Below are 23,209 nucleotides of genomic sequence, written 5' to 3'. Positions count from 1 at the left end.
GAGGTGCGTAATGACGAAATTTAAGCTCGAGTATATCTGGCTCGACGGGTACACCCCGGTACCGAACCTGCGCGGTAAAACGCAGATCAAGGAATTCGACGCATTTCCGACGCTCGAGCAGCTTCCGCTTTGGGGCTTCGACGGTTCGTCGACGATGCAGGCGGAAGGCCGCAGTTCCGATTGCGTGCTGAAGCCCGTCGCGATCTATCCGGACCCGGCCCGTACCAACGGCGCGCTCGTCATGTGCGAAGTCATGATGCCGGATGGCGTTACCCCGCATTCGTCCAACAGCCGCGCCACCATCCTCGACGACGAAGACGCTTGGTTCGGCTTCGAGCAGGAATACTTCTTCTACCAGGACGGCCGTCCTCTCGGCTTCCCGGAATCCGGCTACCCGGCTCCGCAGGGTCCGTACTACACCGGCGTCGGCTACAAGAACGTCGGCGATGTCGCCCGCGAGATCGTTGAAGAGCATCTCGACCTTTGCCTCGAAGCAGGCATCAACCACGAAGGCATCAATGCCGAAGTGGCCAAGGGTCAGTGGGAATTCCAGATTTTCGGCAAGGGCTCCAAGAAGGCCGCCGACCAGATCTGGATGGCACGCTACCTGCTGCTGCGTCTGTGCGAAAAATACGGCATCGACATCGAGTTCCATTGCAAGCCGCTCGGCGACACCGACTGGAACGGCTCGGGCATGCACTGCAACTTCTCGACCAAGTTCATGCGCGAAGTCGGCGGCAAGGCCTATTTCGAAGCCCTCATGGCTCAGTTCGACAAGAACCTGGATGCCCACATCTCCGTCTACGGCCCGGACAACCATCTGCGTCTGACCGGCAAGCATGAAACGGCTCCGTGGAACAAGTTCAGCTATGGCGTTGCCGACCGTGGTGCTTCGATCCGCGTTCCCCACTCCTTCGTCAAGAACGATTACAAGGGCTACCTCGAAGATCGTCGTCCGAACTCGCAAGGCGACCCCTACCAGATCGCTTCGCAGGTTCTGAAGACCATCTCGGAAGTTCCGACAGCTGGCTTCGGCTCGGTTGCTGCCTAATAGCTTTCATGCTTGCCTGCCAAGCACGAGAGAGCCAATAAATGACGCGGGGCCTTCGCCCCGCGTTTTTCGTTTTGGAATTTTATCAGGCGCGGCTGTCGCTCAGTCCCTCTTGGACCTCCGCTGCTAACCCCCCACGGTCCGTCATTCTCGGGCTTGACCCGACGGATCCACGCCCAAGCTACCGACCATGTGAGAGGGTTTTTGGTGTGTATCGCATCAAGGATGCGCTCTCGCCGGCGGCGTTTTTGCCGCGCTGACCTCCCTGTGCCTGGATCCTCGGGTCAAGCCCGAGGATCACGGCGTTCAAGGGAGGGCTCTGGGCATAACATGCTCAGAGAAGTAGGCTCAAGCAGCCTTGCTGGCCGCATCCAACGGATGCTGCGAGCGGAAGCCGACGGCAAGGCGGTTCCAGATATTGATCGTGCCGATCGCTACCGTGATCTTGACGATCTCCTCTTCGCTGAAATGCTGCTTCAGCGGCTCGAAATCGGCGTCCGGTATGCCGGTCTGGGCAATCTTGGTGACGGAGTCGACCCAGCGCAGCAAAGCGCGCTCGCGGTCGTCATAGACGGGCGATTCCCACCAGACGCACATCAGGTTGATCCACTGTTCGCTCAAGCCATCGTGCCGGGCTTCCTTCACATGCATGTCGACGCAGTAGGCGCAGCCGTTGATCTGCGAGGCGCGAAGCTTGATCAGGTGGATGAAGCGGCGCTCGAGTCCACAGGACTGGACGAAATTTTCCAGCGCGACGACGGCCTTGTAGGATTCGGGCGAGGCTTTTCCGAAATTGAAACGAGGATGCATGGTCTTCTCCTTGGGTTCAAGTTTTTGAAGGTTCAGCTTTTGTCTTGCGCTCATGAAGCGCGAGAAAGGCGCAGCCTCTCGCGGCTATGCCGCCGTCCGTATCCGTCTCTGTCAGATCGATCAGCACGTCGGCGATGCTCGTTTTGGCCAGTTCAGCCCGATAGACGCGCTCGGCCGCCAGCATGGCGGCATTGATGCCGCAGGGCTTGGTAAAGTAACGTCCCGGCAGCGGATTTGGTCCGCGTTGCCGGATTTCGGCGCAGCGAAAGGCAGGCGCCGGACCTTCCGCTGCCAGCACGATGTCAAGCAGGCTGATCGCCGCCGGCTTGCGCGCCAGCCGGTAGCCGCCCTTCGGGCCCGGCACGGTGTCGAGAATGCCGGCGCCCGAAAGACCCTGCAGATGCTTCAGAAGATAGCTGACCGAAACGCCGTGAAATTCCGCAAGGGCAGCTGCCGAAAGCACGCCGCCATCGGACAATCCCGCCAGCATGCCAACGCAATGAATGGATTGTTCGACACCGTCTCCGAGCTTCATTTTCAGCCTCTCTAATCGTGGATAATTTTTATCCGTGATTATGATGGGAGTCAAGTTGGAAATGCGAACGTCCCGACACGCCGTCATCCTCGGCCTTGGCAAAGGAACGTCTAACTCGTACTCGTGCTTCTCCAATCCCCCGCTTCCTATCCTCCACATTTCAACTACATTCAGCCCGTGGACCAGATCGACGCCGACCGACCCCTTGCCCTGCCTGCCCCCTTCACCCGCTGGTTCGCGGAAAAGGGCTGGCAGCCGCGCGCTCATCAGCTGGAATTGCTAGCCCGCGCCGAAGCGGGTGAAAGCACGCTGCTGATTGCGCCGACCGGAGCGGGCAAGACGCTCGCCGGCTTCCTTCCGTCGCTGACGGATATCACCCGGCGCGGCAAGATCCCGCCGGGCTCGGCTTTCACCGGCATCCACACGCTTTACATTTCGCCTTTGAAGGCGCTCGCCGTCGATATCGAGCGCAACCTGATGAAGCCCGTCTCGGAAATGGGCCTGCCGGTGTCGGTCGAAAACCGCACGGGCGATACGCCAAGCGGCAAGCGGCAGCGCCAGAAGCTCAATCCGCCCGATATCCTGCTGACGACGCCCGAGCAGGTGGCGCTGCTGCTCGCCAATCGCGAAGCCGAGCGCTTCTTCAAGGATCTGAAATACATCGTCTTCGACGAGTTGCATTCGCTCGTCACCTCAAAGCGCGGTCATATGCTGTCGCTGGGCCTTGCTCGCATCCGCAGGCTGGCGCCCCGCGTCCAGACCATCGGCCTTTCGGCGACGGTTGCCGACCCCATGGACCTGCAGAAATGGCTGGCGGCGCAGCAGCCGGGGGAGGAGCGCCATGCCGGCCTCGTCATCGTCGAAGGCGGTGCCAAGCCGGATATCTCGATCTTGTCGACGGAAGAGCGCATCCCCTGGTCCGGCCACTCCGCCAAATATGCGATCCCCGATATCTATCGCGAGCTGAAGGCGCATCGCACGACGCTGCTCTTCGTCAACACGCGCTCGCAGGCCGAAATGCTCTTTCAGGAGCTATGGTCGGCCAATGACGACAATCTGCCGATTGCGCTTCATCATGGCTCGCTCGATGTCGGCCAGCGCCGCAAGGTGGAAGCGGCCATGGCGGAGAACCGGCTGCGTGCCGTCGTCGCCACCTCGACGCTCGATCTCGGCATAGACTGGGGCGATGTCGATCTCGTCATCCATGTCGGTGCGCCGAAGGGTGCAAGCCGCCTTGCCCAGCGCATCGGCCGCGCCAACCACCGCATGGACGAGCCGTCGAAGGCGATTCTGGTGCCGGCCAATCGCTTCGAGGTGATGGAATGCCAGGCAGCGCTCGACGCCAACTATATCGGCGCGCAGGATACGCCGGCGATCGGCGTCGGCGCGCTCGACGTTCTCGCCCAGCATGTGCTCGGCATGGCCTGCGCCGAGCCCTTCGATATGCTCGAACTTTATGATGAGGTGCAGAGCGCCGCCCCCTATGCCGAGCTCTCCTGGGAAACCTTCGAACGCATCGTCGATTTCGTCGCCACCGGCGGCTATGCGCTCCGGACCTATGAGCGCTATGCCCGCATCCGCAAGATGGCGGACGGGCGCTGGCGTGTCTCCAATCCGCAGGTCGCCCAGCAATATCGCCTGAACCTCGGCACGATAGTCGAAGAAGCGATGCTGAACATCCGTATGGTGAAGCGCAATGCGCTTGGTTCGCTCGGAAGAGGCGGTGCGCCGCTCGGCAAAGTCGAGGAATATTTCGTCGAGCAGCTCTCGCCCGGCGATACCTTTCTCTTTTCCGGCAAGGTGCTTCGCTTCGAAGGCATCCGCGAGAGCGAATGCCTGGCCTCGCAGGCCTTCTCGCTGGATCCGAAAATCCCTTCTTATGCCGGCGGCAAGTTTCCGCTGTCGACCTATCTCGCCGATCAGGTGCGGGCGATGATCGCCGACCCCGACCGCCGGCACCGCCTTCCGGATCAGGTGCGCGACTGGCTGGAGATTCAGAAGGACAAGTCGCTGCTGCCAAAGCGCGACGAGTTTCTCATCGAGACCTTTCCGCGCGGCAGCCGCGCCTACATGGTTGCCTATCCTTTCGAGGGGAGGCTGGCGCACCAGACGCTCGGCATGCTCCTGACCCGGAGGCTGGAGCGGGCGGGCGCCAAGCCCATGGGGTTCGTCGCGACCGATTATTCGCTCGGCATATGGGGGCTGGAGGATATGGGGCTGATGATCGCCAACAGGCGGCTCAGTCTTTCCGACCTCTTCGACGAGGATATGCTCGGAGACGATCTCGAGGCCTGGCTCGACGAATCCTTCCTTTTGAAACGCACCTTCCGCAATTGCGCCGTGATAGCCGGCTTGATCGAGCGCCGGCATCCGGGGAAGGAAAAGACGGGCCGCCAGGTGACCGTCTCGGCCGATCTGATCTACGACGTGCTGCGCAGCCACGAGCCAGACCATATTCTGCTGCAGGCGACGAGGCAGGATGCGGCAACCGGACTTTTGGATATTGGCCGTCTTGCGGATATGCTGAAGCGAATCAAGGGCCATATCACCCATCGCGCGCTGGACCATATTTCCCCGCTCGCCGTGCCGGTGATGCTGGAAATCGGCAAGGTGCCGGTGCCGGGCGAGGCTCACGATGTCCTGCTTGCCGAAGCGGCTGACGATCTGATCCGCGAGGCGATGGAATAGAGTATGATGCCGAGCCGATGGGCGGCGCGGCACCGTGCGAGCGGACGAATGAGGATAGACCGACGTGATCAACAGGCTGGCGCTGGCGCGGGACTTGAATGGCCAAGACGCCGGTGGACGTGCGTTCGCCGCGGGCGTCGAAACCGTCGTTCAAGGCGTGGCCGCCGTCTGCGATCCGATGGGTGCACTCCATCTGCCGGATAGCGGCATTCTCGTCGCCTCCGATCTGCATCTGGAAAAGGGCGCGGCCTTCGCCCGTCGCGGCATGCTGCTGCCGCCCTACGATACGCTGGCGACGCTGACCGTGCTTGCCGCCGTCATCTCCCGCTACGATCCGAAGCTCGTCGTCTCGCTCGGTGACAATTTCCACGACCGGGTCGGTTCGCGGCATCTGCCGGAAGAGTTTCGCAGCCTCATCGTCAATATGGCGCGTGGCCGCGAATGGATCTGGATCAACGGCAATCACGATCCGGACGGCACGGTCGATCTGCCTGGGCACTCGGTCGACGAAATGCATTATAGCGGATTGACCTTCCGCCATGAACCGAGGGTGGGGCGGCAGGCCGGCGAGATCGCCGGCCATCTGCACCCCTCCGCCACCGTTCGGAGGCGGGAGAAATCGGTGCGCCGCCCGTGCTTCGCAACGGATGGCGCCCGCCTGCTGATGCCAGCCTTTGGCGTGATGACCGGCGGCCTCGATCTTCGTCATAAGGCCATGGCCGGCCTCTTCGAGCGGGAAAGCCTGATCGCCCACCTGCTCGGCCGCGACCGCATTTATTCCGTAAGGTTCGGCAACCTCTCGGCCTAAGCTACTTCGCGGGTTCGTAACGCAGGATGACGGCCCCCGTCTTGAGGGGCGTGGAGTCGATGAGCTTCATCGGCCGTTGTTCGGCTGCCAGCTTGAAGTGCGGATTGCCCGATCCCAGCACGACGGGAACGAGGCAGATCCGCAGCTCGTCCACCAGCCCCGCCTTGAGGAGCACATCCGTCACCTCGGCGCTGCCGAAGACGAACATGGTCTTGCTAGGCTCTTCCTTTAGCTTCTTCACTTCAGTGACAATGTCACCGACGACGCGGGTATTGTTCCAATCCGCCTTGTCGAGCGTCCGCGAGGCGGCAATCTTGGCGATGCCGTTCATGTAGGCGGCGATATCGGATGTTTCCGTCGCGGTCGGCCAATAGGCGGCCATGCCTTCATAGGTCTTGCGGCCGAAGATCAGCAGATCGCCTTCCTTGCCGAGCTCTTTCGCATAGTGTTCCAGCTCATCGCCCCAGGCGAGCATGTGAAAATCGAGGTCCCAGGGCTTGTTTCCTTCGAAATAGCCGTCGAGCGTCATGAGATTCCAGATAACAAGCTTCCTCATCACTTTTCCTCCGTTTTGATAACCATGTCATAATTAAAACTGGTTGCTAAAAGCAAGTAGTTGCAAGCTAGTCAAACTGATGGCAAAATGCAAGTGGTTTTTGGAGATCATTATGGACGCGCTGCATCGTTCCGGCTGCCCGATCAATCTGACGCTGGAAATCCTCGGCGATCGCTGGAGCCTGATCGTCATCAGGGACATCATGTTCGGCAATCGCCGGCATTTTCGCGAGCTGCTGCAGAAGTCGCAGGAGGGGATCGCCTCCAATATCCTCGCCGACCGCCTGAAGCGGCTGGTGGAGCGCGGCCTGCTGACCCGTGGGGATGATCCGACCCACAAGCAGAAGGCCATCTACAGCCTGACGGAAATGGCGATCGATCTCGTGCCGCTCTTTGCCCATATGGGCGCCTGGGGGCGCAAGCATCTTCCGGTGTCGGAGGAACTGTCGATCCGGGCGGAGCTTCTGGAGAATGGCGGTTCGACGCTCTGGGAGGATTTCATGGACGAGCTGCGCGTCAAGCATCTCGGCAAGGAGCTGCCGCCAGGCACCCCTTCGGTGCTCGGCCGGCTGACCGAGGCCTATCTCGAAGTCGTCAATCGCAGGAAAAGCGGCTGATCAGTTCTTCCGGAACATGAAGCTCGCACCCCATCCGGTGACGAGGGCCAGCAACACGGAGAACACGCCATAGGCGATCGGTTGCTGGTGCGCGGCATCGGTAATGGTCTGTTCTATGCCTGTTTTGATGACGCGCAGCGGTAAGGATTTCTCGCTCAGGAACTTGCCGCTCTTGAAGAGGTAGGCGCGCACCGTGTGCACGCCATTCGGCACATCGGCGGGAATTCTGAGCGTCGCCTTGAACAGCGAGGAGCTGACGAAGCGCACGCCTGCCGGGTCGCTTTCATAAAGGCCGCCTGTCTTCTGCAGCCGCCGGAAGGCGTTGCGGAATTCCGGTACATCCCCGACATTGCCGACGAAGCCGAGCGGCGTCAGCGGAATATGCTCGACGCCGATACCGCGATCGCTGAGTTCGAGCGGTGTGGTGATATTATCGACGGCGCGCGTGCTCGACAGCGAGTAGGCTTCCGGCACATGCTCGAACGTCATCGAACGGGTATTGACCCAGATGCCGAAGACCCGTTCCTTCCGGCGCACCGTGGCGTTTTCGCGCGGGCCTTCCAGCACGACGACGATGTCATACTGGCCGATCGCCAGAAGCAGCTGGTCGGTATTGGACAGGGCGCCGAAAATCGTCAGATCGGCGCCGGTGAAATCGGAAGTGATGGCGATCTCGCTCGTCGAGGTGCCGATCTCCATCGTCTCTCGCGCCGTGGTCGAGGTCGTCGGCTGGTCGAGCATCACCTGCGCTCGGGCCATAAGCGGCGCAAGCAGCAGTGTCACGGCGATGAGCAGCCCGAAACCTCTCATCGGCTCACGCCCTCCATGACGACCGAATAGAAATCGGCCGGCGTTACCACCAAGGCGATCGCCAGGCGAAGGCCGACGGCCAGGACGAGCAGGCCGAGTAGGGCACGCAATTGCTCGCCGCGCAGCCTCTGGCCGACGCGCACGCCGTATTGTGCGCCGATCACCCCCGCCACCATCAGCAGGAAGGCCAGGACGACGTCGACGGAATAATTGGTGGCCGCCTGCACGATGGTGGTAAAGGCAGTCACGAAGATGACCTGGAACAGCGAGGTGCCAACGACGACATTGGTCGGTACGCGCAGCAGATAGATCATTGCCGGGACGAGGATGAAGCCGCCGCCGATACCCATCGGCGTCAGCATGCCGACGAAGAATCCGAGGCCGATCACCGGGATGGCGCTGAGATAGAGCTTGGATTTCTTGAACCGCAGCTTCAGCGGCAGCCGCTGCACCCAGTTGTGGTGGCGCGGCTTGCCGGTCGAAGGCGGCAGTTTGCCGGCCGCCCGGCGCATGGCCCTGACGCTCTCCCACAGCATCAGCGTTCCCACCGTGCCGAGCAGCAGCACGTAGATCAGGGAAATGATCAGGTCGATCTGGCCGAGCCGGCGCAGCAGGACGAATAGCCAGAGGCCGAATGTCGCGCCCACCAGGCCGCCGGCAAGCAGGATCGCGCCCAGCTTCAGGTCGAGCGAACCGCGGCGGAAATGCGTGAGCGCGCCCGAAACCGAGGAGGCGACGACCTGGTTGGAGCCGGTGGCGACCGCGACAACAGGTGGGATATTGTAGAAGATCAGGAGAGGCGTGATGAGGAAGCCGCCGCCGACGCCGAACATGCCGGAAAGAAACCCGACGGCGGCGCCCATGCCGAGAATAAGGAGGATATTCACCGACAGTTCTGCAATCGGCAGATAGATCGTCACGCGCTGTTCCCACCTACAGGCGGCCGATGGCCGAGCCTGAACCATTTTCCCCTTTTAAACGGCGGATTCTAATCTGAAATCCTTGCCAGAGCCTTAGGAAAAGCCGTGCCGTTTCAGTTTTCGAATAGCCGGGCTCACTCTAGCGCGGCTTTTTTCGCATTTCTGTGACGTTGCGCTCGGAGGGGAAGAATGACGTGGAGTGAGGCTGCGCGAGCCCTGCCAAATGAAACATGCCGGTGTGGTCGCACCGGCATGTTCGATAAGCTGCTTTTCGTAAAGGATCTCGGGCCTACTTGTTGCGGGCCAGAAGCTCCTTGACCACCTGATCGGTCACCCGTCCGTCCGCCGGCAAGCCCACGGATTTCTGGAAGCTCTTCAGGGCGGCCACCGTCTTGTCACCCATGGCGCCATCCGGCGCACCGGCGTCGAAGCCGCTTTTGTTGAGGATGGCCTGGATGTTGCGGATGGCCTTCTTCATGTCGATGGAGGCCGTGTTCACGCCCTTGCCCGTAGCCCATTCGTCGGGAATGTCGGTGCCGTTGGCCTTGGCATCGGCCGGCTGAACCTTCCAAAGGTCGACCTTGGCGCGGGCGCTTTCGAGGTCGGCCGGCTTCATCGCATTGGCAACTTCATCGCGCTTCTGGGCGGCGTCCTTGTCGCCGCTCTTTGCGGCGATCGCAAACCACTTGTAGGATTCCTGCAGGTCCTGTTTCACGCCGTTGCCGCGTGCATAGAGGATCGCGAGGTTGAACTGGCTGTCGGAGACGCCGAGATCGGCGGCGCGGGTAAACCAGCTTGCGGCGGAATCATAGTCCTGCGGTCCGGCCGTGCCCGAAGCAAAAAGGACGGCAAGATTGTGCATGGCGCTGGCATTGCCCTGATTGGCCGCCTGCCCGTAATATTGCTTGGCCTTGACGAGATCGCGATCGACGCCGTTGCCCTTCTCATACATGCTGGCAAGGCGGTACTGCGCGGGCGCATAGCCCTTTTCGGCCGAAAGCTGATACCAGCTTGCCGCCTGCTTCATGTCGGCCGCGACGCCGCGTCCATCCGTGTAGCGTGCGCCAATTTCGAAGAGCGCCACAGGGTCGGCCGATTTGGCGGCTGCGACGAGCGATGGCGGCTGGATGCCGTCGGGCACCGCGATCTCCGGCGCCGCCGGGGCAGCAACGGGAGCTGCGGCCGCCTTGTCCGGCTGGACGAAAGCAGCCGTCTGCTGCGCGGGTGCGGCGGTGCCGGCAGGGGATAAGGTCTCGCTTGCCGCCTGGTTGCCGTCGAGCGGCGCTGCTGCCGTCAGGTGATGGCTTGCGGGTGCAGGCGCCGGATTGGCGGGCGCGCTTGCAGCTTGAGTGTCCGTTGTCTCGGTCGAGCCTGCGGGTGCTGCAGCCTGGTTGACTGCGGGCTGCAGCTTGTTATCGGCCGGGTTCACCGTCGCCACGACGTTGCTGCCCGCGGCATTGGCCGGCGGCGCGATCATCGAGGAGACTTCGGCAGGCGGAGGCGCCTTGTGACCGCGCGTCAGCGTGTTGACCAGTGGGAAGGCCATGATGGCGAGAAGTGCCGCGCCGACGGCCAGCAGGATCGGCCGGCGGAAGCGCGAGAATGCCCCGCCTTTTTTCGCGTCCTTCTTGGAGACGGGAGCCGAGCGCTGCGTCTGGTCGACTTCCATGGCCGCCGCCTGTGCAGCGCGCCGGGCAGCCGCGATATAATCAGCCCGCTCGTTTTCCGTCGGTTGACGCGCATTTCCGCTGCGCGACGCATTCTGGCTGGCGCGTACGCGCTCGAGAATCTTCTTGATATCGGGTGCGCCGGAGCCCGGCTCCAGCAATTCGTTGGCCTCTTCGCCGGGCATCAGGTCGGCCGGATCGATCGATGGGGCCTGCTCGATCACGGGACGGTCCGGCGGGAAGATCGGCTCGGCCTTTTCCGGCGTGAAGAAGCGCTTGCCGAGGCTGGCGAAGAGGCTGGTCTTGCCGCTCTTGGCGGCAGCCTTGATTTCAGCCTTCGTATTGGCGTCGGTCGCCTGTGCGACGGCGGCTTCGGAGGAGATGGTGGCTTCGGCAGACGCGACCGTGCGGATGATCGGCCCAGCCTTCTGCTGTTGCGCGGCCATCGGCGGCTTTATCGCCGGAGCAGCCTCTTGGGCGAAAACGTCGCTTTCGAATGCCGCGGCCGGCATCAGAGGCGCCGGCCTGCGATGTTCCATGTGGTCGAGCCGGTCGGCGATCTGCAGCAGCGTATCGTGCAGCGCTTCGAAGGTGCGGTGCGTGCGCTCGTCGCTGGCGCGGCTGATGTCCTCGAGATGGCGAAGGTCCTCGGCAAGTGCCGCCAGCGCGGACATGTCGGCGGCCTGCACGCCATTGCCCGTCATGCCTCCGCGCGAATAGGCCTCGACGACGGCTTCCGCCGCATGGCGTGCCGCCTCGATGACATATTCGTCATTGGTCGCCATATAGTCTTCGATCGCGCTCATCCGGTGGTCGAAATCCGAGGTCATGCGATCGGCCATGGCCCGTGGCTCGTTCGTCAACAATGTCGAGAGGTTGGCGATCTGCTCTTCGAGACTGCGTAGCGCCTGCATATCCGTGGGCGGTGCGGCCGTGCTGGCCTCCAGCCGTGCCGCAATGTCGGAGAGGCGTCCCTCCAGCCGGCGAACCAGGCCGTCATCGATGCCGGCAGCCGGAAGCGGCGGATGGAAATCCATCTCGTCGATGCGGCGGGCAAGGTAGTCCAGCCGGTCCGCCAGCGCATTGTCGACGGACCCATGTTCCAGTGCATCGATCTTGTGGGAGATATCGGCGAGGTAGCTGACGAGTTCGGGCTGCGGCGCCGCCTTCTGCGAGTGCTCCATCAGATACGAGAGCTGGTCGAGGCGTTCCTCGAGGCGGGCGACGGCCTTGGCGCTGCCCAGCTCGTCGATGCGCATGGCGAGCGCCTCGAGACGGCCGGAAAGGTCGTCAGCCGGCTGGCGCCGCGCCGCATCGCGGCCCATCAGGTCGATTTGGTCGGCAAGGCCGCTCAGGCGGCCTTCCAGCCGCTGCATGGCCTGATCCTGCGGCTGCATCATGGAGCCGAGGCTCTCCATCGCGGTCGCGATCGTCAGCAGCTTGTTTTCCAGCGCATGCACGGCCGGGCTGTCGTTCATGCCGCCGAGCTGCTGCTTGATGTCGTCAAGGCGATAGGCAAGCGAAACGAGCTCGTCCTGCAGGCCCGTCGTATCGATCGCCTTCACCTGGCGCCCGACATGATGCAGGGATTCCTCGCGGGCGAGGCCGTCCATCAGCGAGCGCAGCTCGTCGAATTCGGCTTTCAGGCCCGCCGTTTCCGGCTGACCGGCGAGCTGGTTGATGCTGTCGGCGAGCCGGGCCATGTCCTCGCGGACATCGGCGACGAAATGCTTGTCCTCGGCATTTTCGCGAATATCGCGGATTTCGGCGCGCAAGGCGCCGACCTCGCGGGTCACGCTCTCGGCGATGTCGCGCTTCAAATCCTGGCGAAGGTTGACGAGTGCCTGTGCGATGTCGACGGAGTTTTCAGCCGAAGGACGCATCGGCTGGCGCTGGGCATAGGCATCGGGCAGACGCCGCGCCGGCTGCGGCTCGGCATGCGCAACGTCCTCGCGGCGCGCCTGCAGCCGTTCGCGGTTTGCTTCCAGCGCGCGTTGACGCTGGCGGATCTCGGCAAGCGGATCGGAGCGAGGATCGCTCTCGGGACGTTCGTTGCGCACGGGGCGTTCATAGGGTCGGCTGGCGAGCTGCTCGCGTTCGGCGCGCGGCGGCATCCGCTCCGCTGCTGCTGCGCGTTCCGGCGCGGGTGCATAGCCGGCGACGGCATGCTGGCGCGTGTCGCGGGAGGCGGCCGTACCCATCAGCCCCTCGATGCGCGCTTCCAGCCCTTCGATCGTGCGGCTCAGAGCATCCAGGGACGCCCAGTCGCCCGTGCCGGTAGGATTTGATCGCGATCCGCTCATATCTTTGCTCGCTTCGAACTATGGACCACCCGGGCCAATATACTGACGGAAAGAAGACGTCGTGGCTTTGCCGCACCGCCTGCATCCCACCGTTCGGAAAGGGATAAATGTATTGGCTTTCCTCAAACCGAGCTGCAAAACGGCGCGCCTTCAAAGGATAAGTTGAAGAAGCGCGAAGCACTGCCGCTCAACTCGTACAATTTACAAAACGTGGTAAACAACTCGTTAAGTTTGTGGGAAGTCTTAACCTTTTATTTCGGTTCTGCTGTCTCGCGGCCCGATATTCTTGTGAGCAGGCAGTACATGTAGGCTGCCGGATAGGGTTCGCGGCGCGTGGGTATCAGCCATCCCCTCGATCGCCTTCACCAAAATTTCAACATCCTTTCGAAATTTGACGTTTACGCAAACGTCAATATTTTGTAAGGATAGCCAGTGGCCGGAATCTGAGGTCCGGCGGCGAATTGGAGGAATTCGAGAAATGCCAGTCTATAAGGCCCCGGTGAACGATACACTCTTCGTCCTGAACGATGTGCTCGGGCTGGAGCGCTATAACAATCTCCCGGGCTATGCCGATGCCACGCCCGACATGATCGAGGCGATCGTCGGCGAGGCGGCCAAGATGTCGGAGGAAGTGCTCTTCCCGCTCAACTATTCCGGCGATCAGGAAGGCTGCGTGCGCCATGACGATGGCACGGTCTCGACGCCGAAGGGATTCAAGGAGGCCTATCGCGCCTATCGCGAAGGTGGCTGGCTCGGCCTGGCGGTGCCGGAGGTGTTCGGCGGGCAGGGGCTTCCCTATGTGCTGCACTGCGCCGTCGGCGAATATACCTCCGCCGCCAACATGTCGCTGATGATGTATCCGGGCCTGACACAGGGCGCGATCGCCGCCATCCTCGTCCACGGTTCGGACGCGCAGAAGCAGACCTATCTGCCGAAGATGGTCGAGGGCACCTGGTCCGGCACCATGAACCTCACGGAACCGCATTGCGGAACCGATCTCGGCCTGCTGCGCACCAAGGCGGTGCCGCAGGCAGACGGCAGCTACAAGATTTCCGGGCAGAAGATCTTCATCTCCGCCGGCGAGCACGACATGACTGACAATATCGTCCATCTCGTCCTCGCCCGCATCGAAGGCGCGCCTGAAGGCACCAAGGGTATCTCGCTGTTCATCGTGCCGAAATTCCTCGTCAAGCAAGACGGTTCGCTCGGCGCGCGCAATCCGGTCTCCTGCGGCGCGATCGAGCACAAGATGGGTATCCACGGCAACGCCACATGCGTCATGAATTATGACGAGGCCACGGGCTTCCTGATCGGCGCCGAAAACAAGGGCCTCAACGCCATGTTCGTCATGATGAACGAGGCGCGTCTCGGCGTTGGCCTGCAGGGTCTCTCCGTCGCTGAAATCGCCTATCAGAATGCCGCCAACTATGCCCGCGAGCGCATCCAGGGCCGTTCGCTTTCCGGCCCGAAAGCACCGGACAAGAAGGCCGATCCGATCATCGTCCATCCCGATATCCGCCGCTCGCTGATGACGATCCGCGCCTTCAACGAAGCCGGCCGCGCCTTTCTGCTTTGGACGGCGCTGAAGTCCGATATCGCCCATCGCTCTCCTGATGAGAAGGAGCGTCAGTCGGCCGACGATATCCTTGGCCTTGCGACGCCGATCCTCAAGGGTGTCATGACCGACAAGGGCTTCGAACACGCCGTCATGGCGCAGCAGGTCTTCGGCGGCCATGGCTATATCGAAGAGCATGGCATGAGCCAGTATGTCCGCGATGCCCGCATCGCCATGATCTACGAAGGTGCCAACGGCATCCAGGCTCTCGATCTCGTCGGCCGCAAGCTGGCGCTGAACGGCGGCCGGGCGGTTATGGCGCTCTTCAAGGAGATTGGCGATTTCTGCGAGGAAAACCGCAACGACGAGCAGATGGCTTTCTACACCAAGCATCTGAAGAAGGGCTTGAACGACGTTCAGGCCGCGACCATGTGGTTCATGCAGAACGCTATGGCCAAGCCCGACAATGCCGGCGCCGGCTCGACCGACTACATGCATCTCTTCGGCCTCGTCGTCCTCGGCTACATGTGGGCGAAGATGGCAAAGGCGGCGCAGACGGGCCTTGCGAACGGCGACAGCGCGCGCGAGGATTATCTGAAGAACAAGCTTGTCACGGCGCGGTTCTACATGGAGCGCATCATGCCGGAAACGGCATTGCGTAAGACCCGCATCGAAACCGGCGCCGACACGATGATGGAAATGGCGGCGGAAGCTTTTTGAGTTCTACCGTCTCCCCGAGGGGAGAAGGGGAATTCGCGGCTTTGGTCGCTATATACTGAGTTCGAAGGCGGCTTGCCGCCGCAGGGAGATGAGACATGACCGAGGTTTTCATTTACGACCATGTGCGCACGCCGCGCGGGCGGGGCAAGAAGGATGGGGCGCTGCACGAAGTGCCGTCCGTCCGCCTCGCCGCCAAGACGCTGGAGGCGATCCGCGACCGCAACGGCCTCGATACCGAGACGGTGGACGACATCATCATGGGCTGCGTCGATCCGGTCATGGAAGCCGGCGCCGTCATTCCGAGGGGCGCCGCCTTCGAGGCAGGCTATTCCACAAAGGCCCCCGGCATGCAGATCTCGCGCTTCTGCGCCTCCGGCCTCGATGCCGTGAATTTCGGCGCAGCCAAGATCGCGCAAGGGGCTGACGATATAGTCATTGCCGGCGGTGTCGAAAGCATGTCGCGCGTTGGTTTGGGCATGTCCGGCGGTGCCTGGTTCATGGATCCTTCGGTCAACTTCCCGGCCTATTTCATGCCGCAGGGCGTATCGGCCGATCTCATCGCCACCAAATACGGCTTCTCCCGCGACGACGTCGATGCCTATGCCGTCGAGAGCCAGAAGCGCGCCGCCAATGCCTGGGAGAAGGGTTATTTCAACAATTCCGTCATTGCGGTCGAGGATATCAACGGCCTGACCATTCTTGACCGCGACGAGCACATGCGCCCCGGCACGGACATGCAGGCGCTCGCCTCGCTCAATCCGTCTTTCCAGATGCCGGGCGAAATGGGCGGCTTCGAAGCCGTCGGCATCCAGGCGCATCCGGAAGTGGAGCGCATCAACTACGTCCATCACGCTGGCAATTCCTCGGGCATCGTCGATGGCGCCGCCGCCGTGCTGCTCGGCTCCAAGGCAGGCGGTCAGAGCATGGGGCTGAAGCCGCGCGGCCGTATCAAGGCCTTTGCCAATGTCGGCTCCGACCCGGCGCTGATGCTGACCGGCCCGGTGGACGTCACCGAAAAGCTCCTGAAGCGCAGCGGCATGTCGCTTGCCGACATTGATCTCTTCGAGCTCAACGAAGCCTTCGCCGCCGTCGTGCTGCGCTACATGCAGGCTTTCGAGATTCCGCATGACAAGATCAACGTCAACGGCGGCGCCATCGCCATGGGCCATCCGCTCGGTGCTACCGGCGCGATGATCCTCGGCACCGTGCTGGACGAGCTGGAGCGCCGCGATCTCAACACGGCGCTCGTTACACTCTGCATCGGCGCCGGCATGGGCACCGCCACGATCGTCGAACGCGTCTGAGGAGGGGAAACCAATGACTTACACGAATTTCACCGTCGAGACCGACGCGGACGGCATCGCACTCGTTACCTGGGACATGCCCGGCAAGTCCATGAACGTCTTTACCGCCGAAATTCTCGAAGAGCTGAACGCCATCATCGACGCGACCGTCGCCGATGCCGCCGTCAAGGGTGTGGTCTTCACCTCGGGCAAATCCTCCTTCTCCGGCGGCGCCGATCTGTCGATGATCAAGTCCATGTTCTCCTTCTATCGGGAGGAGAAAGCCAAGGATCCGGCCGCGGCAACCCAGAAGCTCTTCGATCTAGTCGGGCGCATGACCGGCCTGTTCCGCAAGCTCGAAACCTGCGGCAAGCCCTGGGTTTCGGCCATCAACGGCACCTGCATGGGCGGCGCCTTCGAGCTATCGCTCGCCTGCCACGGCCGTGTCGCTTCCAGCGCCAAGAGCGTCAAGATCGCCCTGCCAGAGGTCAAGGTCGGCATTTTCCCCGGCGCTGGCGGCACGCAGCGCATCGCGCGGCTGACGGATGCGCAATCTGCCCTGCAGATGATGACGACCGGCCAGTCGCTGACGGCGGCGCGCGCCAAGGCGATGAACCTGGTGCATCAGGTGGTCGAGCCGGATCAACTGATCCCGGCCGCCAAGCAGATGATCAAGGACGGTTTGAAGCCTGTCGCTCCCTGGGACGAGAAGGGCTTCAAGGCGCCGGGTGGCGGCATCTGGACGCCAGCGGCGGCTCAGCTCTGGCCGGCGGCGCCGGCGATCCTGCGCCGCGAGACCTCAGGCAATTATCCGGCCGCACTCGCCATCCTCAAATGCGTCTACGAAGGCCTCCAGGTTCCGTTCGATACCGGCCTGAAGATCGAGCAGCGCTACTTCACCCATGTTCTGCAGACCACCGAAGCCTATTCGATGATCCGCTCGCTGTTCATCTCCATGCAGGAACTCGGCAAGGGCGCCCGCCGCCCGGCCGGGCAACCGAAGACGGAGCTGAAGAAGGTCGGCGTCGTCGGCGCCGGCTTCATGGGTGCTTCCATCGCCTATGTCACCGCGGCCGCGGGCATTTCGGTCACGCTCATCGATCGCGATATCGATGCCGCGACCAAGGGCAAGGGTGTCGGCGAGGGTCTGGTCAAGGATTCGATCGGTAAGGGAAGGCTGACGCAAGACGAGGGCGCAGCCCTGCTTTCCCGCATCACGCCATCGGCCGATTATTCCGATCTGAAGGATTCCGACCTTGTCATCGAAGCGGTGTTCGAGGATCGCGAGGTCAAGAAGGCCGTTGTCGAGGCCGTCGAAGCCGTGCTGCCGGCCGGCGCCGTCTTCGCGTCCAACACCTCGACGCTGCCGATCACAGGTCTTGCCAAGAATTGCAAGCGCCCCTCCGATTTCATCGGCATCCATTTCTTCTCGCCGGTCGAGAAGATGATGCTGACGGAAGTCATCTTGGGCAAGGAAACCGGCGATCATGCGCTCGCTGTCGCACTCGATTACGTCGCCGCCATCAAAAAGACCCCGATCGTCGTCAACGACACACGCGGCTTCTTCGTCAATCGCTGCGTCTTCCGTTATATCCATGAAGCCTACGACATGCTGATTGAAGGCGTGCCCGCGGCGATGATCGAGAATGCCGCCAAGATGGCCGGCATGCCTGTGGGACCTCTGGCGCTGAACGACGAGGTCGCCATCGATCTTTCCTACAAGATCCTGAAGGCGACTGTCGCCGATCTCGGCGAGAAGGCGGTCGATCCGCGTCACATGCAGCTGATCAGCCGTCTTGTGGAAGGCGAGGGCCGTCTCGGCCGCAAGAATTCCAAGGGCTTCTACGACTATCCGCCGAAGCCGGCCAAGAAGTCCCTCTGGCCGGGCCTGAAGGATCTCTATCCGCAGAAGAAGGCCGATGAGGTCGATGTCGGCGTGCTGAAGCAGCGCTTCCTCGCCACCATCGCGCTCGAGGCGGCTCGCACCATCGAAGAGGGTATCGTCACCGATCCGCGCGAGGCCGATGTCGGCTCCATCCTCGGCTTCGGCTTCGCCCCCTATACCGGCGGCGCGCTGTCCTACATCGACGGCATGGGCGTCAAGGCTTTCGTAGAGCTTTGCGAAAAGCTGGCAGCTACCTACGGCCCACATTTCCAGCCGACCGCGCTGCTGAAGGATATGGCCGCGAAGGGCGAGACCTTCTACGGGCGCTTCGATCCCTACGGCGCCAAGAAGGCGGCTTGAACCAACAAGCCATAATGGCAACAAATAATGGGTCGCTCCTGTCGGGAGCGGCCCTTTTCGTTCGTCCTCTGCCTGGGTCTAATCAAACCGAGGAGAATGACATGATCGAGATTATCGGCAATCACGACGAGGCAGAAGCCATCAACGCAATGCTTGCAAGCTGGGCGTCCGCGCTTGGCAACAAGGACGCCGCCGGCGTCGTCAGGCATTTGAGCGACGATACTGTCAGCTTCACCTTGGCCGCACCTCTGGTGCACAAAGGTAAGGGCGAAAAGGGCCTGGAAGCCTGGTTTTCGACCTGGGAAGGACCGATCGGCGGCGATGCCGTCGATGTGAGACTGACCGTCGGCGGGGATGCCGCCTTCTGGACCGGCCTTGTACATATGACCGGCAGGAAGACGGACGGCGTCGAAGGCGATCTATGGTTTCGCCAGACACTCGGCCTCAGAAAGGAGGCAGGCATCTGGAAGATCGTTCACGAGCATACGTCGGTGCCGTTTGCGATGGACGGCAGCGGCCTTGCCGAACTTGAGCTTAAACCGTAAGCATAATCTTACCATACACTTAGTGGTTTCTCTCGATCGGTGCGTAATGCCAGCACACCCCAGCCGACGAGCAGAAGGATCGCCGCCGCGTAGATATCTGCGGCTTCAGCAAATCCGAGTGCCCTCGACAGGAAGCCGGCCAGGATGGCGGGCAGGCTGAAGGCAAGATAGCTCTGGATGTAGAAGGCAGAGAGCAGCCCGGCGCGCTCGTCCGGCTTTGCCAGCGGCATGATGCTGCGAACCGTGCCGAGGAAGGCCGCGCCGAAGCCCGAGCCGGCGATCAGCGTTCCCGCGGCGAGGATTGAGACCTCGGCTGCATGCATGCCGGCGATAACGGTCAGTATGCCGAGCGTCATGGTCGGTATGCCGAATCTCATGATCGTGGTGGCGGATTTCTTGCGTAGCAGGAAGACGGCGGCAGCACCGCTGATCGTCAAGGCCGCGACCACGGAGCCGCCGACCAGCGGCGCCGTGCTGCCGGTCGTCGTGCTGACAAGCGAAGGCACCAGCGACAGATAGAAGCCGGCAAGCGCCCAGACGGCGATGTTGATCGGCGTCAGTGCCAGCAGCGTCCGGCGCGCCTGCTCGGGAACGGCAACTTTCGGCTTCAGTGATGCGACTAAGCCGGCTCGTCGGTTCGTTGTCTCAGGCACCAGCCATAGAAGCACGGCTTGCAGGATGAGAAGGACGAGTGTGACGATATAGACGAGCAGGGTCGGCGCCGGCGCAAACTGAACCAGGAAGCCCGTGGCGAGCGCACCGATCGCCATGCCGACAAGCGGGGCAAGGCTGTTGGTGATCGATCCCTTGATCGGATCGAGATCGACAAGGGCGGCACCGATGGAACTGACCGCGGTGCCTGTCGCAAAGCCCTGCACGATGCGGGCGGCAATCAGCCAATCCGGACCCCTGGCCATTAAAAATAGCGCTATCGCCACCATATTGAGGAGGATCGAAGCGAAGATAACCGGGCGACGGCCGAGATGGTCGGAAATCGAGCCGACGATGAGCAGCGCGGCGAGAAGGGAGAAGGCGTAGACGGCGAAGATCACCGTGAGCAGCACCGGCGAGAAGGCGAAGGCTTGCTGGTAAAGGCGGTAGAGAGGTGTCGGTGCGGACGAGGCGGCCAAAAACAGGGCGCTGGTCGCGGCATAGTAGGACGGCGCCAGGCGTCTGGCTGGCGAAATCGGTGCGCTGGCGGTGGAATGGGGCGAGGTCATCGACTATATCCTAGCCTAAAGCTAAAAGATTGCGTTAGGCGCATATAGGATGCCCAACGTACAAAAGCAAATAATTTGCCTTAGTGAATGGCGCCTGGTCATTCACCAGCGGCAAAAGGGAAAGATTGGCAAAGGCTTATGGGCTACAGAGAAAATCCCCGCCCCGGCGGGCGCAGTGCCAGAGTGCAGGCGGCCGTGCATCAATCCGTCCGCGACATGCTGGCGACGATGGATCGCGCCGACATCACCATCCCTTTGATCGCGCAGCGCGCCAATGTCACGCCTTCTACGATCTATCGCCGCTGGGGCGATCTTCAAGAGCTTCTGGCCGACGTTGCCGCCTCGCGCCTGCGGCCGGAAGGCGATCCGGCGAAAATAGGCAGCCCCCGCGAGGATCTGGAAGCCTGGGCAGAGCAATATGCCGATGAAATGGCCTCCGGTGTCGGGCGGCAAATGCTGCGCGACATTCTTTCGGCCGCCGACGTGGCGAATGCTGAGAAGTGCAGCGGTTATACGCAGCAGCAGCTTGCTGTTTTCATTACACGCGCCAAGGAGCGAGGCGAGCCGTTTCCGGCTCTGACGGAACTGATGGACCACGTCATTTCGCCGATCATATATCGCATCCTTTTCGACCAGGCTCCCGGTCCGGATTATGTCCGTAAGTTGATCGCGAAGGTGATGTCGAAGGAACGTTAAGGATCTGAAGGATGGCCGTGAACGCGAAGCGACTCATCGAAGGTGCTTTGAAATCCATATCCGACTGCCCGTATTGCGTTGCTCGCAACTGACGAACACGTGCCTCGCGATATGCGCGGTAAAATTGCCGAGCCTATGGAATTATCGTGGGATATGCGCGTCTGGATAGGCTTCTGTGCCACTTTGCTGTTGAAAAATAAGGAAAAAGATGGTGCTAATCACCGACAGTGAATTCAACGGCAACGCGAAGGGGACTGCTCAATGCTTAATGAATTCAAGGCATTTATCGCCCGCGGCAATGTCATGGATCTCGCGGTCGGCGTGATCATCGGCGGCGCTTTCGGAGGTATCGTGAAATCGTTGGTTGACGATATCATCATGCCGATCGTCGGCGCGATCTTTGGCGGCTTCGACTTCTCGAACTATTTTATCGGCCTGTCCTCGGCGGTCAATGCGCCGACGCTCACCGCCGCCCGCGCGCAGGGCGCGGTTTTCGCCTATGGCAATTTCATCACCGTCCTCATCAACTTCCTCATCCTCGCCTGGATCATCTTTCTGATGGTCAAGGGCGTAAACACGCTGCGCACCCAGGTCGAGCGCAAGGAAGACAAGATTGCGGAGGCAGCACCGCCGCCGGCCGACGTTCAGCTGCTGACGGAAATCCGTGATCTTCTCGCGAAACGCTGAGGCTTGGCTCCGCCTCTTTTAAAAGCCTCGGTCCCGCAAGGGCTGGGGCTTTATTCATCACCAAAATCGATCATTCGCTAAGGCAAAGTCATGGGATTTGTCCGCCACTCTGCTTTATGAAAGCGGAAACCGGAGACTTTGCATGTCGATACTAGATAGCCTCAGCCCGCGCGCCCTCGCAGCCCCCGAAAGCGGGATCGTCGAAGTCGTCAATTATGCCCGCGGCCGCGAGGGCCTGCTGCCGCTCTGGGTCGGCGAGGGCGATCTTCCAACGCCGGATTTCATCAATCGCGCCGCCATGGCCTCGCTCAATGCCGGCGAAACCTTTTACACCTGGCAGCGCGGCATTCCGGAGCTGCGTCAGGCGCTCGCCGATTATTATGGCCGGCATTTCGGCACCTCGCTGCCGATGGAGCATTTCTATGTCGTTGGTTCCGGCATGCAGGCGATCCAGCTTTCCGTGCAGGCGATCACCTCTCCCGGCGACGAGATGATCTATCTCTCGCCGGCCTGGCCGAATATCGCTGCTGCTTTGGAGATATCAGGCGCCCGCTCCGTTCCCGTGCCGCTGGAATTCGAGCACGGCAAATGGTCGCTCGATCTCGGCCGGCTGGAGGCGGCGATCACGCCGAGGACCAAGGGCCTGTTCATCAATACGCCGTCCAACCCGACAGGCTGGACGGCGACCCATCAGGATCTCCGGGATATTCTGGCTCTGGCGCGCAAGCATGATCTGTGGATCATGGCCGACGAAATCTATGCGCTCTACTATTATGCCGGCGGTCGCGCGCCGAGTTTCCTGGACGTCAAGGAAGCCGACGACAAGATCCTCTTCGTCAATTCCTTCTCGAAAAACTGGTCGATGACCGGCTGGCGCGTCGGCTGGATCGTCGCGCCTGCCGAACTCGGGCAAGTGATCGAAAACCTCGTGCAATATTCGACCTCGGGCGTGGCGCAATTCATGCAGAAGGGTGCCGTGGCAGCGCTGAACGAGGGCGATGATTTCGTCCGCTCCAACATCGCCAAGGCGACCCGCTCGCGCGATATCCTCTGCGATGCGCTGATCGCCACCAATCGCGTGCAGACGCTGAAGCCGGATGGCGCGCTCTATTCCTTCCTGAAGATCGACGGCGTCACCGACAGCCGCAAGGCCGCCATCGATATCGTCGACAAGACCGGTGTCGGCCTTGCGCCCGGAACTGCCTTCGGAAAGGGCGGCGAGCTGTTCATGCGCGCCTGCTTCCTGCGTGATCCCGTGCAGGTGGCGGATGCGGCGGAAAGGCTGAGCCGGTATATTCAGGGGTTGTAGGAGCGGCCTGCGCGCTGCAACTAGCAGCGTTCGCTTTGGCCGGTCCTGATACCCCCCTCTGTCGCTTTCGCGACATCTCCCCCACAAGGGGGGAGATCGGAAACTCGTGGCGGCTTCTCGAACCCAACCAACATCGCATCTGTTGACTCCGAGGCTCATCGCTTTTGTGGGGTGTGCGACAAACT

At 61.8% G+C, this 23,209-nt stretch carries 18 protein-coding genes; 11 read left to right on the top strand and 7 right to left on the bottom strand.

From position 1 onward, the window contains the following. The first annotated feature begins 10 nt into the window (after positions 1-10). Positions 11-1,051: a glutamine synthetase beta-grasp domain-containing protein gene (locus HGP16_RS16430; protein ID WP_168841080.1), complete on the top strand. Its 1,041-nt coding sequence runs from the start codon at positions 11-13 to the stop codon at positions 1,049-1,051. A 348-nt stretch (positions 1,052-1,399) separates the two neighbouring features. Here the strand turns inward: HGP16_RS16430 and HGP16_RS16425 are convergent, their stop codons facing one another. After that, positions 1,400-1,861, bottom strand: coding sequence for a carboxymuconolactone decarboxylase family protein (locus HGP16_RS16425; protein WP_168841079.1), 462 nt, complete (start codon positions 1,859-1,861; stop codon positions 1,400-1,402). A gap of 16 nt (positions 1,862-1,877) precedes the next feature. Next, a complete protein-coding gene (locus HGP16_RS16420; RefSeq protein ID WP_168841078.1) occupies positions 1,878-2,396 on the bottom strand; it encodes an Rrf2 family transcriptional regulator in 519 nt (172 codons plus the stop codon). A gap of 177 nt (positions 2,397-2,573) precedes the next feature. On the opposite strand from HGP16_RS16420, the gene HGP16_RS16415 reads away from it, so the two are divergent. Beyond that, positions 2,574-5,084, top strand: coding sequence for a ligase-associated DNA damage response DEXH box helicase (locus tag HGP16_RS16415; RefSeq protein WP_168841077.1), 2,511 nt, complete (start codon positions 2,574-2,576; stop codon positions 5,082-5,084). Between the two features lie 64 nt (positions 5,085-5,148). Continuing rightward, positions 5,149-5,892, top strand: coding sequence for a ligase-associated DNA damage response endonuclease PdeM (pdeM, locus tag HGP16_RS16410; protein WP_168841076.1), 744 nt, complete (start codon positions 5,149-5,151; stop codon positions 5,890-5,892). 1 nt (position 5,893) lies between these two features. Here the strand turns inward: pdeM and HGP16_RS16405 are convergent, their stop codons facing one another. Further along, on the bottom strand, positions 5,894-6,448 hold the full coding sequence (locus tag HGP16_RS16405; protein ID WP_168841075.1) for a dihydrofolate reductase family protein: 555 nt from the start codon (positions 6,446-6,448) through the stop codon (positions 5,894-5,896). 112 nt (positions 6,449-6,560) lie between these two features. Here HGP16_RS16405 and HGP16_RS16400 point away from each other — a divergent pair, with 112 nt between their 5' ends. Next, positions 6,561-7,064 (top strand): helix-turn-helix domain-containing protein, encoded by a 504-nt coding sequence (locus tag HGP16_RS16400; protein WP_168841074.1) that lies wholly within the window; start codon positions 6,561-6,563, stop codon positions 7,062-7,064. Here the strand turns inward: HGP16_RS16400 and HGP16_RS16395 are convergent, their stop codons facing one another. The 3 genes from HGP16_RS16395 to HGP16_RS16385 all read right to left on the bottom strand — a co-directional run bounded on the left by HGP16_RS16395 (position 7,065) and on the right by HGP16_RS16385 (position 12,764). After that, positions 7,065-7,874 (bottom strand): TIGR02186 family protein, encoded by an 810-nt coding sequence (locus HGP16_RS16395; protein ID WP_168841073.1) that lies wholly within the window; start codon positions 7,872-7,874, stop codon positions 7,065-7,067. Continuing rightward, positions 7,871-8,794, bottom strand: a complete 924-nt coding sequence (locus tag HGP16_RS16390; RefSeq protein ID WP_168841072.1) for a sulfite exporter TauE/SafE family protein — start codon at positions 8,792-8,794, stop codon at positions 7,871-7,873. The genes HGP16_RS16395 and HGP16_RS16390 overlap by 4 nt, the downstream gene beginning before the upstream one ends. A gap of 289 nt (positions 8,795-9,083) precedes the next feature. Then, positions 9,084-12,764, bottom strand: coding sequence for a peptidoglycan-binding protein (locus tag HGP16_RS16385; RefSeq protein ID WP_168841071.1), 3,681 nt, complete (start codon positions 12,762-12,764; stop codon positions 9,084-9,086). Between the two features lie 478 nt (positions 12,765-13,242). Between HGP16_RS16385 and HGP16_RS16380 the strand changes: the two genes are divergently transcribed. From HGP16_RS16380 to HGP16_RS16365, 4 genes are all read left to right on the top strand, one after another. Then, complete coding sequence (locus HGP16_RS16380; RefSeq protein WP_168841070.1) at positions 13,243-15,039, top strand: acyl-CoA dehydrogenase C-terminal domain-containing protein; 1,797 nt, start codon at positions 13,243-13,245, stop codon at positions 15,037-15,039. A gap of 95 nt (positions 15,040-15,134) precedes the next feature. Then, the gene (locus HGP16_RS16375) at positions 15,135-16,343 is read left to right on the top strand and encodes an acetyl-CoA C-acetyltransferase (RefSeq protein WP_168841069.1); all 1,209 of its coding nucleotides are present in this window, start codon (positions 15,135-15,137) and stop codon (positions 16,341-16,343) included. A gap of 13 nt (positions 16,344-16,356) precedes the next feature. Beyond that, positions 16,357-18,567 carry an FAD-dependent oxidoreductase gene (locus HGP16_RS16370; protein ID WP_168841068.1) on the top strand — a complete coding sequence of 737 codons (2,211 nt, stop codon included), beginning with the start codon at positions 16,357-16,359 and terminating at the stop codon, positions 18,565-18,567. 101 nt (positions 18,568-18,668) lie between these two features. Continuing rightward, on the top strand, positions 18,669-19,112 hold the full coding sequence (locus HGP16_RS16365) for a YybH family protein (RefSeq protein ID WP_168841067.1): 444 nt from the start codon (positions 18,669-18,671) through the stop codon (positions 19,110-19,112). An 8-nt stretch (positions 19,113-19,120) separates the two neighbouring features. Here HGP16_RS16365 and HGP16_RS16360 read toward each other — a convergent pair whose 3' ends face one another. After that, the gene (locus tag HGP16_RS16360) at positions 19,121-20,332 is read right to left on the bottom strand and encodes an MFS transporter (RefSeq protein ID WP_168841066.1); all 1,212 of its coding nucleotides are present in this window, start codon (positions 20,330-20,332) and stop codon (positions 19,121-19,123) included. Positions 20,333-20,470: 138 nt separating this feature from the next. On the opposite strand from HGP16_RS16360, the gene HGP16_RS16355 reads away from it, so the two are divergent. The 3 genes from HGP16_RS16355 to HGP16_RS16345 all read left to right on the top strand — a co-directional run bounded on the left by HGP16_RS16355 (position 20,471) and on the right by HGP16_RS16345 (position 23,024). Continuing rightward, on the top strand, positions 20,471-21,028 hold the full coding sequence (locus HGP16_RS16355; RefSeq protein ID WP_168841065.1) for a TetR/AcrR family transcriptional regulator: 558 nt from the start codon (positions 20,471-20,473) through the stop codon (positions 21,026-21,028). 261 nt (positions 21,029-21,289) lie between these two features. Next, positions 21,290-21,715 carry a large conductance mechanosensitive channel protein MscL gene (gene mscL / locus HGP16_RS16350; protein ID WP_168841064.1) on the top strand — a complete coding sequence of 142 codons (426 nt, stop codon included), beginning with the start codon at positions 21,290-21,292 and terminating at the stop codon, positions 21,713-21,715. Positions 21,716-21,857: 142 nt separating this feature from the next. Continuing rightward, positions 21,858-23,024 carry a pyridoxal phosphate-dependent aminotransferase gene (locus HGP16_RS16345; RefSeq protein WP_168841063.1) on the top strand — a complete coding sequence of 389 codons (1,167 nt, stop codon included), beginning with the start codon at positions 21,858-21,860 and terminating at the stop codon, positions 23,022-23,024. Positions 23,025-23,209: the final 185 nt, after the last annotated feature.

Source organism: Rhizobium sp. P40RR-XXII (assembly GCF_012641405.1).
Taxonomy (GTDB): domain Bacteria; phylum Pseudomonadota; class Alphaproteobacteria; order Rhizobiales; family Rhizobiaceae; genus Rhizobium.
Note: the sequence above shows the minus strand (reverse complement) of the source record. Positions and strands in the feature narration are given on the sequence as shown.

Excerpts from the sequence above, each read along its gene's own strand:
- HGP16_RS16430 (WP_168841080.1), top strand. The coding sequence starts at position 11 with ATGACGAAATTTAAGCTCGAGTATATCTGGCTCGACGGGTACACCCCG.
- HGP16_RS16425 (WP_168841079.1), bottom strand. The coding sequence starts at position 1,861 with ATGCATCCTCGTTTCAATTTCGGAAAAGCCTCGCCCGAATCCTACAAG.
- HGP16_RS16420 (WP_168841078.1), bottom strand. The coding sequence starts at position 2,396 with ATGAAGCTCGGAGACGGTGTCGAACAATCCATTCATTGCGTTGGCATG.
- HGP16_RS16405 (WP_168841075.1), bottom strand. The coding sequence starts at position 6,448 with ATGAGGAAGCTTGTTATCTGGAATCTCATGACGCTCGACGGCTATTTC.
- HGP16_RS16400 (WP_168841074.1), top strand. The coding sequence starts at position 6,561 with ATGGACGCGCTGCATCGTTCCGGCTGCCCGATCAATCTGACGCTGGAA.
- HGP16_RS16395 (WP_168841073.1), bottom strand. The coding sequence starts at position 7,874 with ATGAGAGGTTTCGGGCTGCTCATCGCCGTGACACTGCTGCTTGCGCCG.
- HGP16_RS16385 (WP_168841071.1), bottom strand. The coding sequence starts at position 12,764 with ATGAGCGGATCGCGATCAAATCCTACCGGCACGGGCGACTGGGCGTCC.
- HGP16_RS16380 (WP_168841070.1), top strand. The coding sequence starts at position 13,243 with ATGCCAGTCTATAAGGCCCCGGTGAACGATACACTCTTCGTCCTGAAC.
- HGP16_RS16375 (WP_168841069.1), top strand. The coding sequence starts at position 15,135 with ATGACCGAGGTTTTCATTTACGACCATGTGCGCACGCCGCGCGGGCGG.
- HGP16_RS16370 (WP_168841068.1), top strand. The coding sequence starts at position 16,357 with ATGACTTACACGAATTTCACCGTCGAGACCGACGCGGACGGCATCGCA.
- HGP16_RS16365 (WP_168841067.1), top strand. The coding sequence starts at position 18,669 with ATGATCGAGATTATCGGCAATCACGACGAGGCAGAAGCCATCAACGCA.
- HGP16_RS16360 (WP_168841066.1), bottom strand. The coding sequence starts at position 20,332 with ATGACCTCGCCCCATTCCACCGCCAGCGCACCGATTTCGCCAGCCAGA.
- HGP16_RS16355 (WP_168841065.1), top strand. The coding sequence starts at position 20,471 with ATGGGCTACAGAGAAAATCCCCGCCCCGGCGGGCGCAGTGCCAGAGTG.
- mscL (WP_168841064.1), top strand. The coding sequence starts at position 21,290 with ATGCTTAATGAATTCAAGGCATTTATCGCCCGCGGCAATGTCATGGAT.
- HGP16_RS16345 (WP_168841063.1), top strand. The coding sequence starts at position 21,858 with ATGTCGATACTAGATAGCCTCAGCCCGCGCGCCCTCGCAGCCCCCGAA.